Annotated in this window: 13 protein-coding genes; 6 read left to right on the top strand and 7 right to left on the bottom strand. The window is 63.3% G+C overall.

Annotated elements, in window-relative coordinates:
* Nucleotides 1–5 precede the first annotated feature (5 nt).
* Nucleotides 6–4,820, bottom strand: a complete 4,815-nt coding sequence (locus MESCI_RS05715) for an NAD-glutamate dehydrogenase (RefSeq protein ID WP_013529008.1) — start codon at nt 4,818–4,820, stop codon at nt 6–8.
* A 136-nt stretch (nt 4,821–4,956) separates the two neighbouring features.
* Here MESCI_RS05715 and MESCI_RS05710 point away from each other — a divergent pair, with 136 nt between their 5' ends.
* Nucleotides 4,957–5,520, top strand: coding sequence for a peroxidase-related enzyme (locus MESCI_RS05710; RefSeq protein ID WP_013529007.1), 564 nt, complete (start codon nt 4,957–4,959; stop codon nt 5,518–5,520).
* Nucleotides 5,521–5,658: 138 nt separating this feature from the next.
* Nucleotides 5,659–5,982 carry a YciI family protein gene (locus tag MESCI_RS05705; protein ID WP_013529006.1) on the top strand — a complete coding sequence of 108 codons (324 nt, stop codon included), beginning with the start codon at nt 5,659–5,661 and terminating at the stop codon, nt 5,980–5,982.
* A 9-nt stretch (nt 5,983–5,991) separates the two neighbouring features.
* Here MESCI_RS05705 and MESCI_RS05700 read toward each other — a convergent pair whose 3' ends face one another.
* On the bottom strand, nt 5,992–6,606 hold the full coding sequence (locus MESCI_RS05700; RefSeq protein ID WP_013529005.1) for a LysE family translocator: 615 nt from the start codon (nt 6,604–6,606) through the stop codon (nt 5,992–5,994).
* A gap of 394 nt (nt 6,607–7,000) precedes the next feature.
* Between MESCI_RS05700 and MESCI_RS05695 the strand changes: the two genes are divergently transcribed.
* Complete coding sequence (locus MESCI_RS05695) at nt 7,001–7,627, top strand: DUF1062 domain-containing protein (RefSeq protein ID WP_013529004.1); 627 nt, start codon at nt 7,001–7,003, stop codon at nt 7,625–7,627.
* A gap of 61 nt (nt 7,628–7,688) precedes the next feature.
* On the opposite strand, the gene typA is transcribed toward MESCI_RS05695, so the two are convergent.
* Nucleotides 7,689–9,518, bottom strand: coding sequence for a translational GTPase TypA (gene typA, locus MESCI_RS05690; protein ID WP_013529003.1), 1,830 nt, complete (start codon nt 9,516–9,518; stop codon nt 7,689–7,691).
* A 197-nt stretch (nt 9,519–9,715) separates the two neighbouring features.
* Between typA and MESCI_RS05685 the strand changes: the two genes are divergently transcribed.
* Nucleotides 9,716–9,997 carry a hypothetical protein gene (locus tag MESCI_RS05685; RefSeq protein ID WP_224618852.1) on the top strand — a complete coding sequence of 94 codons (282 nt, stop codon included), beginning with the start codon at nt 9,716–9,718 and terminating at the stop codon, nt 9,995–9,997.
* Between the two features lie 46 nt (nt 9,998–10,043).
* Here the strand turns inward: MESCI_RS05685 and MESCI_RS05680 are convergent, their stop codons facing one another.
* Together MESCI_RS05680 and MESCI_RS05675 are read right to left on the bottom strand one after the other, a co-directional pair.
* The gene (locus MESCI_RS05680; RefSeq protein WP_420845287.1) at nt 10,044–11,603 is read right to left on the bottom strand and encodes an alkaline phosphatase D family protein; all 1,560 of its coding nucleotides are present in this window, start codon (nt 11,601–11,603) and stop codon (nt 10,044–10,046) included.
* Nucleotides 11,604–11,798: 195 nt separating this feature from the next.
* Nucleotides 11,799–13,082, bottom strand: a complete 1,284-nt coding sequence (locus MESCI_RS05675) for an MFS transporter (protein WP_024504198.1) — start codon at nt 13,080–13,082, stop codon at nt 11,799–11,801.
* A 74-nt stretch (nt 13,083–13,156) separates the two neighbouring features.
* Here MESCI_RS05675 and MESCI_RS05670 point away from each other — a divergent pair, with 74 nt between their 5' ends.
* Nucleotides 13,157–13,774 (top strand): TetR/AcrR family transcriptional regulator, encoded by a 618-nt coding sequence (locus tag MESCI_RS05670; protein WP_013528999.1) that lies wholly within the window; start codon nt 13,157–13,159, stop codon nt 13,772–13,774.
* A gap of 45 nt (nt 13,775–13,819) precedes the next feature.
* Complete coding sequence (locus MESCI_RS05665) at nt 13,820–14,413, top strand: hypothetical protein (protein WP_013528998.1); 594 nt, start codon at nt 13,820–13,822, stop codon at nt 14,411–14,413.
* Nucleotides 14,414–14,422: 9 nt separating this feature from the next.
* Here MESCI_RS05665 and ppa read toward each other — a convergent pair whose 3' ends face one another.
* Both ppa and MESCI_RS05655 read right to left on the bottom strand, forming a co-directional pair.
* Entirely contained in the window at nt 14,423–14,956 is a 534-nt protein-coding gene (gene ppa, locus MESCI_RS05660; RefSeq protein ID WP_013528997.1) for an inorganic diphosphatase, read from the bottom strand.
* A gap of 112 nt (nt 14,957–15,068) precedes the next feature.
* Entirely contained in the window at nt 15,069–15,575 is a 507-nt protein-coding gene (locus MESCI_RS05655; protein ID WP_013528996.1) for a GNAT family N-acetyltransferase, read from the bottom strand.
* Nucleotides 15,576–15,607: the final 32 nt, after the last annotated feature.

Genomic DNA, 15,607 nt, shown 5'->3' with positions numbered 1-15,607 from the left:
ACGGTTCACATCCCCGTCAGATCGCTCATCAGCCCCGACGCCACCGACAGCCGCGACACGGTGATGTCGCCGCCCTCGGTCAACGCCTGCAGCCGCTCGCGGATGCGCGCCACCCGCTCGCCGCCGGCGTCCAGCCAGGCAGCCACCGGATCGGCCGTCTTGGCGTGGCCGGTGAGCGCCGCCACCGCGATGCCGCGCCGTGCCGCATCGATCGTGTCGGTGGCGCGCGAAAGCGCCAGCTGATCGTAGTAGTCCGATGGCGTGATCGAGCGTGCGGCATCCTCGACACGCGGAATGCGGAAGGCATCGCTGACGGCGAAGAACGCCTTGGCCGCGGCGACGATATCGGCGCCGGCGGTGCGCGCCGTCAGCGCGATGTCGGGGATGAGTTCCGCCACCTCGCTCAGTGCCAGCTGCCCGGCCAAGCTTTCCGGCGCGCCGGCCTTGAACAGCCCATGCCGCTTCTCCTCGATGCGCTCGCGTGAAAAGGCCGGCAGCAGCGAAACGAGCTTGGGCTCCAGCGCCTTGCGGGCTTCCTGCAACTCGGCAATGCGCTGGCTGAGGGGTGCCGTGCCGGCATCGTTCTTCAGATACCAGCCGCTGGTCACATAGATCAGCCGGCTGACCATCTGATAGAGATCAAGCTGCACCTGGCCGTCGATCTGGTTGTCGAGCGCGTCGATCTCGCGATAGAGCGCCGGCAAGGCAAAACCGTCACGCACCACCGCGAAGGTCCGCACCACGTCGGCGGCGGTGCGCCCGGTGGCCTCCTGCAGCCGGTTGACGAAGGACGGGCCGCCGCGATTGACCAGATCGTTGGCGACGACCCGTGTGATGATCTCGCGGCGCAGCCTGTGGCCATGGATCTCGGCGGCGTATTTCTTCGCCATCTGGTCGGGAAAATAGCCCATCAGGTCGCGGTCGAAATGCGCGTCATCAGGCACGTCGCTGGCGACGATGTCGGAAAACAGCACGATCTTGGCATAGGCGAGCAGCACGCCGAGTTCGGCTCTGGTCAGCGGTTCGCCACGCGCTTCGCGCTCGGCCAGCGCTGCCGGCGACGGCAGCGTCTCGACGGCACGGTCGAGCAGGCCGCGCGCCTCCAGCGCTGTCATGAAACGGCTCTGATGCGCGATGTCGGCGAGGCCACGCTTGCGGGCGATCGAAAGCGCCAGCGTCTGCTGGTAGTTGTTGGACAGCACCAGCGAGCCGACCTCCTCGGTCATCTCGGCCAGCAGCTTGTTGCGTGCCGGGCGTGTCAACGACCCCTTGCGCATGGCGGAAGCCAGCGCGATCTTGATGTTGACCTCGACGTCGGAGCAGTTGACGCCGCCCGAATTGTCGATGGCGTCGGAGTTGCAGCGGCCGCCATTCATGCCGAACTCGATGCGCGCCCGCTGCGTGACGCCGAGATTGGCGCCCTCGCCGATCACTTTCGCCCGGACGTCGAGCGCGGTGATGCGAATGGCATCGTTGGCGCGGTCGCCGACCTCGGCATTGGTCTCGGTCGATGCCCTGAGATACGTGCCGATGCCGCCGAACCACAGAAGATCGACCGGCGCTTTGAGGATGGCGGTCATGATCTCGACCGGCGTGGCGGTGGTCTTGGCCAGGCCGATCGCCGCCGCCGCCGCCGCCGGCAAGGTGATCGATTTCTGGTTGCGCGAGACGATGATGCCGCCTTCCGACAGTTTCGTCTTGTCGTAGTCCTGCCAGCTCGAACGCGGCAGCGCGAACATGCGCTCGCGCTCGGCCATCGAGGCTGCCATGTCGGGATCGGGATCGATGAAGATGTCGCGATGGTCGAAGGCCGCGATCAGCCGGGTTTTCGGCGACAAAAGCATGCCGTTGCCGAACACGTCGCCCGACATGTCGCCGACCCCAACGACGGTGAAGGACGAGGTCTGGATGTCGCGGTTGATCTCGCGGAAATGCCGCTTGACCGCTTCCCAGGCGCCCTTGGCGGTGATGCCCATTTTCTTGTGGTCATAGCCGGCCGAGCCGCCGCTGGCGAAGGCGTCGTCGAGCCAGAAGCCGTGCTTCTCCGAGATCGCGTTAGCGGTATCGGAGAAGGTCGCCGTGCCCTTGTCGGCGGCAACGACGAAATACGGATCGTCCAGGTCGCGTCTGATAACGCCGGCCGGCGGGATGACGCCGTCGAGGCCGATATTGTCGGTGATCGACAGCAGGCTGGAGACGAAGTTCTTGTAGGCCGAAGTACCGGCCTCGAAGATCGCGTCGCGGCCGGCGCTCATCGGCAGCTTCTTCGGATAGAAGCCCCCCTTGGCGCCCACCGGCACGATGACGGCATTCTTGACCTGCTGTGCCTTGACCAGGCCGAGCACCTCGGTGCGGTAGTCCTGGGCGCGGTCGGACCAGCGCAGGCCGCCGCGCGCCACCGGACCGAAGCGCAGATGCAGACCTTCGACCTCGGAGCCGTAGACGAAGATCTCCCGCCACGGCCGCGGCGCCGGCAAGCCCTCGACCGCGTGCGAGTCCAGCTTGATCGCCAGCGACTGGCCCTTTTCTTTCGTATCGGCAACGAAATGATTGGTGCGCAGCGTGGCTTCGATCAGATTGAGGTAGCGCCGGATGATGGTGTCGTCGTCGATGTTCGGCACATCCTCCAGCGCATCCTTGATCTTGGCCTTGAGGTGCTTTGCGGCCACCACGCCTTCGGTCTCCGCTGTCGGGCCAAGCCGGGCGATGAACAGCGCATGCAGGCCACGCGCTATGTCGGGATAGCGGTTGAGCGCGGCGGCGATGAAATCCTGGCTTTGCGGAATGCCGACCTGCTGCAGATAACGGCCATAGGCGCGCAGGATGGTGATCTCGCCAGACCACAGGCCGGCGGTCTGGGCGAGGCCGTTATAGCCGTCATTGTCGACGTCGCCGCGCCAGACGGAGAGGAACGCATCTTCGAACAGCGCGCCGCCATCGGTCAGGTCGATCGGCTGGCCGTAGCTGTTCTCAAGCTCCATGTCATGAATAAAGACTAAGCCGGGCCGATCACTATTGATCGTGCCGACCTGGTCGTCGCCGACCTCGAAAGTGCGCTCGCTGATGACGCGGAAGCCGATGTTTTCCAGCACCGGCACCCGGCGCGACAGCGCCACCGGGCTGCCATGGTGATAGATTTTCAGCGACGCCTGATGCGGCTTCTGCTCGGCATGGCGATAATAGTCGATGGCGATCGGATTGCCGGCGCTGATCTTGGCAATGCGCCCGGCATCGGCCAGCGCCACCGCCGCGCTGAACGAATCGCGGTAGCTTTCCGGCAGCCGCGCGGCGATCGCCTTCAAAGCCTGGTCGCCGCCACTGGCCTCGGCCGCATCGGAAAGGGCGTCCTCCCAGGTACGCACGATGTCGCGGATCGCCGCCTCTATCGTCGCTTGCTCGACCTTCGGCGTCTTGCCGCCGGAGCGGCCGATGATGAAGTGCACGCGCGCCAGCCCGCCCTCGGGAAAGGCCGGGTAGTAGGCCGACAGCCGGCCTTCGAATACGGTTTTCAGATAGGAGCCAATCTTCTCGCGCACGACGCTGTCGTAACGGTCGCGCGGCACGAAGACGAGGATCGACACGAAACGGTCGAACTGGTCGGCGCGCACCAGCGCCCGCACGCGTGGCCGCTCGACCAGGCCCAAAATGGCGGCGGCATGTTTGCGCAGGATCGGCACCGGCACCTGGAACAGCTCGTCGCGCGGATAGCTTTCCAGCACGTTGATCAGCGCTTTGCCGGAATGATCGTGCCGGTCGAAGCCGGACTTGGCGATGATGGTTTCGGCTTTTGACCTCAGATACGGGATCTTCATCACCGAGCGCGTGTAGGCGGTCGAGGTGAACAGGCCGACGATGCGCAATTCGCCCGCGAGCGTACCCTTGGCGGTGTAGGTCTTGATGCCGATGTAATCGAGATAGATGCGGCGGTGCACGGACGACTTGGCATTGGCCTTGGTGACGATCAGCGGCTCCGGCCCATGCAGGAAGGCGCGGATCTCCGGCGTCGTCGTTACCGCTTCGGTGCCGCGCCTGAGCACCAGCACGTCGGGATCGGACAGGATGCCGAGGCCAGGCTTTTCAGCGCGCTCCAGCGTGCCGCTTTCCTCGCCGCCGGTGTATTTGAACTCGCGCATGCCAAGGAAGGTGAAATTGTCGTCGCGCAGCCACTCTAGGAAGGCGAGAGCCTCGGCAACGCTCTTCTTGTCGAGCGGCACGGCCGTATAGCGGAATTCCGAGATCGCCTGATCGAGGCGGGCCAGCATTGGCCTCCAGTCGTGAACGGCGGCATGGACCTGGCCAAGGATCTTGCGCAGCCGCTCGCTCAATCCGCTCGCCTGCTCGGATGTCAGCCGCGGGATGTGGACATGGATGACGCTCAGCCGATCGTGGCTGCCATCGTCCTTGGCGAAATTGCCGTCGCCGAGGATTTCTTCCACGCCGCCCTTGCCGTGGCGCACCACGATAACCGGATGGGTGACCAGGGTCGGTTCGCCCGATGTCTCGGTGATCTCGCCGAGGATGGAATCGAACAGGAACGGCATGTTGTCGTTGACGACCGTGACAACCGTCATCGGGCGGCCGTCTCGCACAACGCCCGAATCGGCATCGACGGCGACGACGCACTCGCCTTTCTTGTGAGCGGCGACTGCCTGGCCGGCGAGATCGGCAGCCCGCTCCAGGTCGGCCACATCGTAGGGAGCAATGTCTTCAGCTGGCGCGCGGGCGAGCAGATAGTCTGCAAGCCTGGCTGGCCTTTCCACCGCTTTAAGCGCTGCCGTGGCTTTTTTCTTCGGCTTGCTCGCGGATTTCACGCTGGCCATGACGCACGTCCCTCCCGTCGAATGCTTTTACGACTATGGTAGCAGATGACCGCTGTTTGGCGACAAAGGTTTGACGGCTTGCCAAGAATTATCGGAATTTGGCGACAAGATGCCGCGCAACGAGGAGAAATGACCCATGACCGGCAAAATCAGCGCGCTTGATCTTGGCCAGGGAGAGCTGAGCGAGGCGACAAAAACCTATTTCGCCAAATGCGAGGAGAAGCTCGGCCTCGTCCCCAACGTGCTCAGGGCCTATGCCTTCGACGACAAGAAGCTGCGCGCCTTCACCGACATGTACAACGATTTGATGCTGGGTGAGTCCGGCCTGTCGAAGCTGGAGCGCGAAATGATCGCGGTCGCCGTCTCCTCGATCAATCATTGCTATTATTGCCTGACCGCGCACGGCGCGGCGGTGCGCCAGCTCTCCGGCGACCCGCCGCTCGGTGAAATGATGGTGATGAATTTCCGCGCCGCCGATCTTTCGCCCAGGCAGACGGCAATGCTCGAATTCGCCGTCAAGCTGACGCAAGAGCCGGCCAAGATCGTCGAGGCCGACCGGGCCGCGCTGCGTCAGGCCGGCTTCACCGATCGCGACATCTGGGACATCGCCTCGACCGCTGCCTTCTTCAACATGTCGAACCGAGTGGCTGCGGCAATCGATATGCGGCCGAACGACGAATACCACGCCATGGCAAGGTGACGGATTGCGGCAGGGGCGAGACCGGGGCGTTATATTAGCAGTGTCGCATTCTCGTTGCTTGTTTGCCGGTTTGGTCCGATGATCGGCAGGCGGCATGACCGCATGCCGGTTCGATGCCGCTCACCAAGGGAGGAGAACATGGCGAAGTATCTCTACGTCTATCATGGCTCGGGCAAGATGCCGACCGACGAGGCCGAGCGGAAGGCCGCAATGGACGCCTGGAACGGCTGGTACGGCAAGCTCGGCTCGGCCGTGGTCGACGGCGGCAATCCGGTCGGCATGTCGAAGATGGTGCTGCCCGGCGGCAAGGTCGAGAACAATGGCGGCAGCAATCCGGCCGCCGGCTACACGATCGTCGAAGCGAAAGACATCGACGATGCCGTCGCCAAGGCCAAGGACTGCCCGATCCTGATGAACCCGGCCTTCAGCGTCGAGATCGCGCCGATCATTGAAGTGATGTGACGCGCCGGCTCAGGACCGCGTCGCTATGGCGGCCGCCGCACCGGCCATCGTCGTGGCGCTGATGCGATTGGCGATCTTCATGGCGCGCTTGCTCTTCAAAAGCTTGCGCGCCTGTGATGCGGCGAGCACCCAGGCGAGATCGATGGCGACCAGCACCACGGCCATGGTCGCCGTCAGCTCGACCCAGCCGACGATGCTGACCGAAGCGAGGTCGATGATGGTCGGCAGCAGCGCCAGGTAGAACATCATGATCTTGGGATTGCCGAGCGTCACCGCCATGCCGGCGAAGAACAGTTTTATCGCCGAATCCTCGCGCGGCATCTCGCCCTCTTTTGCATCGACAGGCGCGGTCCACATCTTGCAGGCGAGGTAAGCGAGATAGGCAACGCCGACCCATTTCACCACGACGAAGGCGAAATGGAAGGTCTGCGCCACGACAGCCAGCCCGAACACCGCCAGCGATAGCCAGATGCCCTCGCCGATCCACATGGCGAGCAGGAACGGGAACACGTCGCGAAACCCTTTCGAGATGACGCGGGCGACAAGCGCCGCGATCGATGGCCCAGGCGAGCCCGCGGCAACGAACAGAGCGGCGGCGAAAATCAGGAGCGAGGTGGGGTGCATAACCGGGTCTCTGGTTGAAAACCTTCGATTTCGGATATTAACGCAAGTGGCTCGGCTGCGGTAGCACCGACAAAAGACCCTTGTCGGTCCGGCATGTCGCGGCTAGAAAGGCCATCGCGAAACAATTTTGAGCTTCACTTTGCCTACGTAACCGCCGGTCTCGCCAACTCCCCCGACACACTGCATGACACCGCATTTGCGGTATCTGTTTTCATTTTCATGTGTTCTTCTGGGCGGCGGTTCGAGACCGGTTTGGCACTGCTGAACCGTTGTTGCGCGCTGCCGCCCGTGACATCCGATTTCCGATCATAGCAAGCGACCGCCACGCCGCGCCCGCATGGGCATCTCGACATCGCCGGCCTGATGAACTTCCCGACGGGAAGGGCTTATCGGCATGTCTGGACTTCTGCGTATCCACTGGGCAATCGCGCCCAAGACCGCACCTCGACCGCTCATCAATTGCAACCGCTGCGGCACCGTGAGGGCCTATTGCAGCAGCGGAAAGTTCCGCGTCAACGCCAATGGCAAACGCATCGACGTGTGGCTGATCTATCGCTGCATCGACTGCGACAATTCCTGGAATTTCGGCATTTTCGAACGCTGCAACCGCCGCGACATCGACCCGGCGCTGCTGGCGGCGCTCGAAAGCAACGATCCTGCACTCGCTCACCGTCATGCCTTCGATGCGGTGGCGTTGCGCAACCGGATCGGGCGCGTCGAGGAGTTCTCCGATGTCAGCGTTCACAAGCGCAGGCTCGGCGACACCAGGGAAGCCGCGACCGTGTTGGAACTCCAGCTTGGGCTCGAAATGCCGACATCGCTGCGGCTCGACCGGCTGCTCGCAAGCGAACTCTGCATCTCGCGATCACGGCTTCAGGCGCTGGAGGAGAAGCGGCTGCTCATCGTTGACCCGGATGGAGCAAAGGCCCTGCGCAAGCCGGCCCGTGCGGGAAACACGATCCGCATCGATCTGGCCGGCGAGGCCGATCGGCAGGCCATCATCGCGGCTGCCGGTGGATGAACGAAAAAGGGGCGGAACACTGGTTGCTCCGCCCCTCTCCGCTGTTGGAAAAAATAAGAGCTTACGCCGCGCCGACCACCTTGGACGACTTCTCGAACCGCTTGCGCTCGTTCGGATCGAGATAGAGCTTGCGCAGCCGAATGGTCTTCGGCGTCACTTCGACCAGCTCGTCGTCCTGGATCCAGGCCAGCGCGCGTTCCAGCGTCATGCGGATCGGCGGGGTCAGCTTGACCGCCTCGTCCTTGCCGGCGGCACGGATGTTGGTCAGCTTCTTGCCCTTGAGCACGTTCACTTCAAGGTCATTGTCGCGGCTATGGATGCCGATGATCATGCCCTGATACACCTTGACGCCCGGATCGATGACCATCGGGCCGCGATCTTCCAGGTTCCACATGGCGTAGGCGACCGATTCGCCCTGTTCGTTGGAAATCAGCACGCCATTGGTGCGGCCTGGCAGCTCGCCCTTGTAGGGCTCATAGGCATGGAAAAGCCGGTTCATCACGGCGGTGCCGCGCGTGTCGGTCAAAAGCTCCGACTGGTAGCCGATCAGGCCACGGGTCGGTGCATGGAAGACAATGCGCTGACGATTGCCGCCGGATGGGCGCAGTTCGACCATCTCGGCCTTGCGCTCGGACATCTTCTGCACGACGACGCCGGCATGCTCCTCGTCGACGTCGATGACGACTTCTTCGACCGGCTCCAGCAATTCGCCATTCTCGCCCTTCTGCATGACGACGCGCGGACGCGACACGGCGATTTCAAAGCCTTCGCGCCGCATCGTCTCGATCAGCACGGCCAGCTGCAATTCGCCGCGGCCGGAGACGAAGAACGAATCCTTGTCAGGCGATTCCTCGATCTTCAGCGCGACATTGCCTTCGGCTTCGCGCAGCAGGCGGTCGCGGATGACGCGGCTGGTCACCTTGTCGCCTTCGGTGCCGGCCAGCGGACTGTCGTTGACCAGGAACGACATGGTCACGGTCGGCGGATCGATCGGCTGCGCATGCAGCGGTTCGCTCACGCTCGGGTCGCAGAACGTGTCGGCGACGGTGCCCTTCGACAAGCCGGCAATGGCGACGATGTCGCCCGCCTGCGCTTCTTCGATCGGCTGGCGCTCAAGGCCGCGGAAGGCCAATATCTTGGAAATACGGCCGGTTTCGATCTGGGTACCGTCATGGTGCAGCACCTTGACCGGCTGGTTGGCCTTCAGCGTGCCGCTCTCGATGCGGCCGGTGATGATGCGGCCGAGAAACGGATTGGCTTCCAGGATGGTGCCGATCATGCGGAACGGACCGGGATGAACGGTCGGCTCCGGCACATGCTTGATGACGAGGTCGAACAGCGGCGCCAACTGCTGGTCCTTCGGTCCTTCCGGATTTTCCGAAACCCAGCCATCGCGGCCTGAGCCGTACAGAATCGGGAAGTCGAGCTGCTCGTCGGTGGCGTCGAGCGCTGCGAAGAGGTCGAACACCTCGTTGACCACCTCGACATGACGGGCGTCCGGGCGATCGATCTTGTTGATGACGACGATCGGCTTCAGGCCGACCTTGAGCGCCTTGCCGACGACGAATTTGGTCTGCGGCATCGGCCCTTCGGCGGCATCGACCAGCACGATGGCTGAGTCCACCATCGACAGGATGCGTTCGACCTCGCCACCGAAATCGGCGTGGCCGGGGGTGTCGACGATGTTGATGCGGGTATCCTTCCAGTCGACCGAGGTCGCTTTGGCCAGGATGGTGATGCCGCGCTCCTTTTCGAGGTCGTTGGAATCCATGGCGCGCTCGGCCACGCGCTGATTGTCTCGGAAGGAGCCGGACTGCTTCAAAAGCTGGTCGACCAGGGTGGTCTTTCCATGGTCGACGTGCGCGATGATCGCGATATTACGGATTTTCATGTTCTGGTCTCGGAAGCGTTGCAGGCAGCAGGCCAAAAGGCGCTGCCTCTTTCGGTTGCGCGGCTCATACAGGGTTTTTCGCAGTTGCGAAAGAGGAGGCGCGTCACCAAATACTCATCAAATCTTAAGCATCTGCGTGTGAGATGATTTTGTTAACCAAGGCGGGAACCCTTCGGGGCCTGGGCAGTTCGAACGTCATGACCGATAAACTCAACCGATTCTGGCCGCTCATCGCCTCTGTTGCCTTCGCCGTCCTGCTGGCGGCCAACGCCGCGCAGTCGGCCGCGACGACGAAGGAATCACGGCCTGCCTTGCCGTCAGAGGCACAGTCGGCCGAGCAGATTTTCGCCGACGCGCCCGACGGCGTCGACCCGGTGGTGACCGGCCCGGTTAGCGCCGCCTTCAAGCAGCGGCAGGACGCCGCCAACTGCGACAGCGCCGTCTGGCCGAATATCCCTATGGTCTGCTACCCGGACTAAGACATCGCGCGCCCTAGACGCGCGACACCTTTCCATCAGCGCGCGCTTATGCCGACCGTACCGGGTCGAGCGTCACCTTGTAGAGTTCATTGTCGTCGCGATCCATCAGCCGCACCGTCATCTGCTCGCTGGCGCCTGAAATATCGACCAGCCCGAAGAATTGCAGACCTGCCGAGGGCGGCAGGTTCTGTCCCTGTTCGGCGGTCGGCGCCTTGATGAACTTCAGCTCCGGACCGAACGTCATGTCGAAATCGTTCGGCCCGAATGTTCCGGCATGGATCGGACCCGAAACGAATTCCCAGAACGGATTGAAATCCTGGAACTGCGCCTTGTCCGGGCTGTAATAATGCGCGGCCGTGTAATGCACGTCGGCGGTGAGCCAGACGGTGTTGCTGATGCCGGCATTCTTGATGAAGCGCAGCAGGTCGGCGATCTCGAGCTCACGCCCTTTTGGCAAGCCATTGTCGCCATTGCTGACTGCTTCGGCACCAACCTTCTTGGTGCCGTCGTCCCAGACGACGAGGCCGAGCGGCATGTCGGCGGCGATGATTTTCCAGGTCGCCTTCGAATTCGCCAGTTCGCGCTTCAGCCATTTCGTCTGCTGTTCGCCGAGCATGCGCGATTGCGGCGTCATCTCATCCTGCATGTCGGGACCATTGGGGCCGCGATAGGAGCGCATGTCGAGGAAGAACACGTCGAGCAGCGGCCCGTAGGCGATCTTGCGATACACGCGGCCGGGCTCGGAAGGTTCGTAGCGGATCGTCGTCATCTCGTGGAAAGCCCGCGCCGCACGGGCCGCCAGCACGTGGATGGATTTTTCCGTATAGCGGCTGTCGGCGCTGAGATCCTTCGAATCCGACCAGTTGTTCAGGACTTCATGGTCGTCCCACTGGTAGAAAGTCGGGCAGATGGCGCTGAGGCCGAGCACGTTCCTGTCCATCATGTTGTACTTCCACTGGTCCCGGTATTCGTCCAGCGTCTCGGCAACCTTGCGCTTGCCGTCGATCAGCACGACGTTCTTCCACTTGCCGCCGCCGGGCAGGTCGACCTCGTCCTTCATGGCGCCGTCGGCATAGATGGTGTCGCCCGAATGCAGGAAGAAGTCGGGCGTGTGCTTGCCGATCGTGGCGTAGGTCTTCATGCCGGTCTCATCGATGCCCCAGCCCTGGCCGGCGGTGTCGCCCGACCAGGCAAAGCGGATGTCGCGCTTCGAGGCCGGCGCCGTCCTGAAGCGCCCGGTGATCGGCTCGGAAACGGCGTTGATGTCGGCGAGATCGGCTGCCGTCATGCGATAGAAGATATCCTGGTCCGAAGCGAGGTCGGTGAGCAGCCGCTTGACGGTGTAGTCGCTGGCCGGCGACGTATCGAGCGGCGCCAGGCGTGTCGCAGTGGCGAAATTCTCCGTCGACGACACTTCGAACATGACGCGCGACGGGCGATCGGTGCGCGTCCACACCATGCCGCTGGTTGCGTCGACATCGCCGGACTGGACGCCATGGGTGAAGGCCGGCCGCTGACTGGCGCGCGAATAGTAAGGCAGCGCCAGGCTCGAGACGCCAGCCAGGCCAACGGCGCTGGCGGAGGTGACGAAAGCGCGGCGAGTCATCGAAAGCTTGTTCACGGCTGTCTCCTGGATGGCTTGAACGGTGCCACCAAAATCCAGCGTCAATGTTTCAGGGACATCTCGGGATCATGAAGTTTTTCTGACGATCAACAGGCGGGTGGGCGTTTGCGCGGACGGCGAAGCTGCCGATCTTCCTCCGTGTGGGGGAGATGGCAGCTTGGCCGGTAGCGTCTCTCCCTACGCCGCCTGCGGCTCCGGCTCGAATGCCGGCTTGCTGGTGTTGATCAGCAGCGAGATACAGGCAGCGGCTATTGCCGTCATGCCGGCGATCAGGAAGGCCAGTTCGTAATTGCCCTGCAACTCGCGCATGGTGCCACCGAAGGCGGCGGCGGTCGCCGCACCGATCTGGTGGCCGGCGACGATCCAGCCGAACACGATCGGCCCACTGCGATCGCCGAACGCCTCATTGGCGAGCCTCAGAGTCGGCGGCACGGTGGCGATCCAGTCGAGACCGTAGAGCACGGCGAAGATGATCAGGCTGGTCGCTGAGAAGCCGGAATAGGGCAGGTAGATCAGCGACAGGCCGCGGATGCCGTAATAGACGCCGAGCAGCTTGCGCGGGTCGAAACGGTCGGTGAGCCAGCCCGACAATGTCGTGCCGATCAGATCGAAAATGCCCATCATCGACAGCAGGCCGGCGGCCTGCACCTCGCCGATGCCCATGTCGCCGCAAAACGCGATCAGATGCGTGCCGACCAGCCCGTTGGTGGTGAAGCCGCAGACGAAGAAGGTGGCGAACAGATACCAGAACACCCGCGTGCCGGCGGCACGGCGCAGCGTCGAGAACGTATGCGCCAGAAAGTTGCCCTGTGACGCAGGCGGCGTCGGCGGCACATCGTCAGCCTCGGCGCCATAGCGCACCATGCCGATCGATGCCGGCCGCTCCGGCACCAGCAGCCAGACCAGCGGTATCAGGGCAGCGGTCGCGATCGCGACCGCAATGACAACCGGCTGCCAGCCGCCCGACTGTGCCAGAGCGGCGATCAGCGGCAGGAACACCAGCATGCCCGAGGCACTGGAGGCCGACATCAATCCCATGACAAGGCCGCGATTGGTCTTGAACCAGCGATTGACGATGGTCGCGCCGAGCACGCTGGCGACGGCACCGGAACCAATGCCCGAGAACACGCCCCAGGTGATGAACAGATGCCACGGCTTGGTCATCAGCAGGCTGAGCATGGTCGAGCCCGACATCACCACCAGCGAGGCGAGCAGCGTGCGGCGCAGCCCGATGCGCTCCATCAGGGCTGCGGCAAATGGCCCCGTCAAACCGTAAAGCAGAATGCCGACACCGGCGGCCAGGGAGATGATGTCGCGGCGCCAGCCGAAACTGTTCTCGAGTGGCAGCATCATGACCGAGGGTGCGGAGCGCAGGCCAGCCGCGACCAGCAGGCTGAGGAAGATGACGCCGACCACGACGAAAGCGTAGCGCTGGCCAAAGGGGCGAGATTGAGTTATCATGTTACTGACCGGTACGTTGCAGGGTGGGAACATGTATACGTACCGATCGGTAACATTGTCAATCGAGTCACACGATGCCAACCGACAAAAATATTGAACTGACCATCAGCGACGGTCATGCATCCGCTCCGCCGAAAGCCGCCAAGAAGATCCTCGATGTGGCCTATGACCTGTTCTACCGGCGCGGCATCAGGGCGATCGGCGTCGACGAGATCGTCAAGCGTGCCGGCGTCACCAAGCCCAGCCTCTACCGCAGCTTTCCGTCAAAGGACGAACTGGCCGCTTCCTATCTCAGGCAATATGACCGTGAATACTGGGAGCGCTTCGACGAAGCGGTCGCCGCTCATCCCGGCGACCCGCGCGCTCAGATCAAGGCTTTCCTGACCCGCATCGGCAAGCGCACGCAGGTGGCGGACTATCGCGGCTGCGGCATGACCAATGCGGCGGTCGAATATCCCGACCACAGCCATCCGGCCCGCGTGGTCAGCGAGGCCAACAAGCAGGAACTGCGCCGCCGCCTGCGCGCCATGGCGGCTGCGATGGGCGCGCAAGACCCAGACACGCTCGGCGACGGCCTGCTGCTGCTGATCGAGGGCGCCTATATCAGCGGCCAGTTGTTCGGCCTCGGCGGTCCGGCGCAAGCGGTTGCCCGCAATGCCGACCTGCTGATCGAAGCCAGCTTGAAGAAATAGCGTTTGGCGCTACGCTGCGGCGGCTTGCAACGGAGATTGACCGCCATGCGTGCCATTCTGATCCCGCTTGTCCTGGTCGGTCTCGGTCAGGCGGCGCAAGCCGACGGCATTTCCAGCGCCTACACCGATCTGGATTCGAAAACGGACTGCGTGACCTACGCGCAGGCAGAAGAAGGCGACGGCGACTGGGCCGAACTCGCCTGTTCAGGCTATCGCGGCTATCCCGTACTGATCGCCTATGACGACGCCCGTGAATCGCTGTTCTACGGTTTTCCGCCCGGCGGCGACATGACGACGGTCTGGGAAAGCTTTTCCGGCCTCAATTCGTCCGGAGCCAAAGTCGAATGGCGCATCGAAACCAAGGGCGACACGGCAGTGCCCTATGCCGTCATCCATCGCCGCTCGATCAGCAATCCCGAGGACGAGAAAAAGCCGACCGAGGTGCTGCTCGTCGCCAAGGTCGGCCAGATGGACGCCCGCGACGGCTGCACCGTCGGCCTGGTGCTGGCCACCGGCAATCCCGTCGCCAACGACCAGGCGCGCAAGCTTGCCGACGACAAGGCACGCACCTTCGCCTGCGGCAAGGACAGACACACCGTCATCGGCAAAGTGCCGGCCTTCGGCCGGGTCGACAACTGACCGGTCGGGCTACTTGCTCGCCTTGGCCCGCTCGATCGCGTCGACGATCATCTTCTTGGCGTATTTGGAATCGTGCCAGCCTTCGATCTTGACCCATTTGCCGGGCTCGAGATCCTTGTAGTGCTCGAAGAAGTGCTGCACCTGCTGGCGCGTAATGTCGGGCAGCTGAGTGTATTCGGTGACGTTCTCGTAACGCAGCGTCAGTTTTGGCGACGGCACGGCGATGATCTTCTCATCCTGGCCGGCATTGTCTTCCATGATCAGCACCCCGATCGGCCGCACGTTGATGACGCAGCCCGGCACCAGCGCGCGCGTGTTGCAGACCAGCACGTCGATCGGATCGCCGTCGCCCGACAGCGTGTGCGGCACGAAGCCGTAATTGCCGGGGTAGCGCATCGAGGTGTGCAGGAAGCGGTCGACGAACAGCGTGCCGGCCTCCTTGTCCATCTCGTACTTGATCGGCTCGCCGCCGATCGGCACCTCGATGATGACGTTGACGTCCTCAGGCGGATTCTTTCCGCTGGCTATGGCTTCAATGCGCATGGCTTAAATCCCTCTCTCGATGGACGATCGATAGCGGGCGGCGCGTCATGGTGCAATGCGGCGAATGGTGCTGGGTGCGAATGGAACGCCCAATTGCCGAAAGGCCGGGTTGTCATTCCCAGACGAAAGCGACCTTCTTCAGCGCCTTCTGCTCGAAGATCTCGACGCCCTCGGCGACATCGCGGCCACCGGCGCCGGCATAGAAGGCAAGCGCGTTCTGGTTGTCCTCCAGCGCCCACACGACCATGCCTTTCAGCCCGTGATCGGCCAGCCGCGCCTTGGCCGCCGAAAACAGGCGGCTGCCGAGCCCGATGCCCTGATATTCCGGGCGCAGGTACAATTCGTAGATTTCGCCCTGCTGGCGCAGTTCACGGGCGCGGTTCTTGCCGATCGTCGCATAGCCGGCGATCTTGCCGCCGATTTCGACGACCAGAACGGTGGCGGCGCGGCGAATCGCATTCGCCCACCAGTCGGCGCCTCGACGGTTGATCATCGATGTCAGGGTCCGGTGCGGAATGATGCCGGAATAGGCGCCGCGCCAGGCTTCCAGATGCACCTCGGCGATGGCACTGGCATCGCGCGGGTCGGCTTTCCGGATGTCGATCGTCAGCGTATTCATGATTTGTTAACCATAAACCCGCATCGCCCGAT

Origin of the sequence: Mesorhizobium ciceri biovar biserrulae WSM1271, assembly GCF_000185905.1 — a bacterium.
Classification (GTDB): domain Bacteria; phylum Pseudomonadota; class Alphaproteobacteria; order Rhizobiales; family Rhizobiaceae; genus Mesorhizobium; species Mesorhizobium ciceri.
The sequence above is the reverse complement of the archived record's forward strand: the minus strand, read 5'-3'. Positions and strand labels throughout refer to the sequence as shown.

Coding starts and splice junctions, on each gene's coding strand:
- MESCI_RS05715 (WP_013529008.1), bottom strand. CDS start 4,820: ATGGCCAGCGTGAAATCCGCGAGCAAGCCGAAGAAAAAAGCCACGGCA.
- MESCI_RS05655 (WP_013528996.1), bottom strand. CDS start 15,575: ATGAATACGCTGACGATCGACATCCGGAAAGCCGACCCGCGCGATGCC.
- typA (WP_013529003.1), bottom strand. CDS start 9,518: ATGAAAATCCGTAATATCGCGATCATCGCGCACGTCGACCATGGAAAG.
- ppa (WP_013528997.1), bottom strand. CDS start 14,956: ATGCGCATTGAAGCCATAGCCAGCGGAAAGAATCCGCCTGAGGACGTC.
- MESCI_RS05670 (WP_013528999.1), top strand. CDS start 13,157: ATGCCAACCGACAAAAATATTGAACTGACCATCAGCGACGGTCATGCA.
- MESCI_RS05680 (WP_420845287.1), bottom strand. CDS start 11,603: ATGACTCGCCGCGCTTTCGTCACCTCCGCCAGCGCCGTTGGCCTGGCT.
- MESCI_RS05685 (WP_224618852.1), top strand. CDS start 9,716: ATGACCGATAAACTCAACCGATTCTGGCCGCTCATCGCCTCTGTTGCC.
- MESCI_RS05665 (WP_013528998.1), top strand. CDS start 13,820: ATGCGTGCCATTCTGATCCCGCTTGTCCTGGTCGGTCTCGGTCAGGCG.
- MESCI_RS05700 (WP_013529005.1), bottom strand. CDS start 6,606: ATGCACCCCACCTCGCTCCTGATTTTCGCCGCCGCTCTGTTCGTTGCC.
- MESCI_RS05675 (WP_024504198.1), bottom strand. CDS start 13,082: ATGATAACTCAATCTCGCCCCTTTGGCCAGCGCTACGCTTTCGTCGTG.
- MESCI_RS05710 (WP_013529007.1), top strand. CDS start 4,957: ATGACCGGCAAAATCAGCGCGCTTGATCTTGGCCAGGGAGAGCTGAGC.
- MESCI_RS05705 (WP_013529006.1), top strand. CDS start 5,659: ATGGCGAAGTATCTCTACGTCTATCATGGCTCGGGCAAGATGCCGACC.
- MESCI_RS05695 (WP_013529004.1), top strand. CDS start 7,001: ATGTCTGGACTTCTGCGTATCCACTGGGCAATCGCGCCCAAGACCGCA.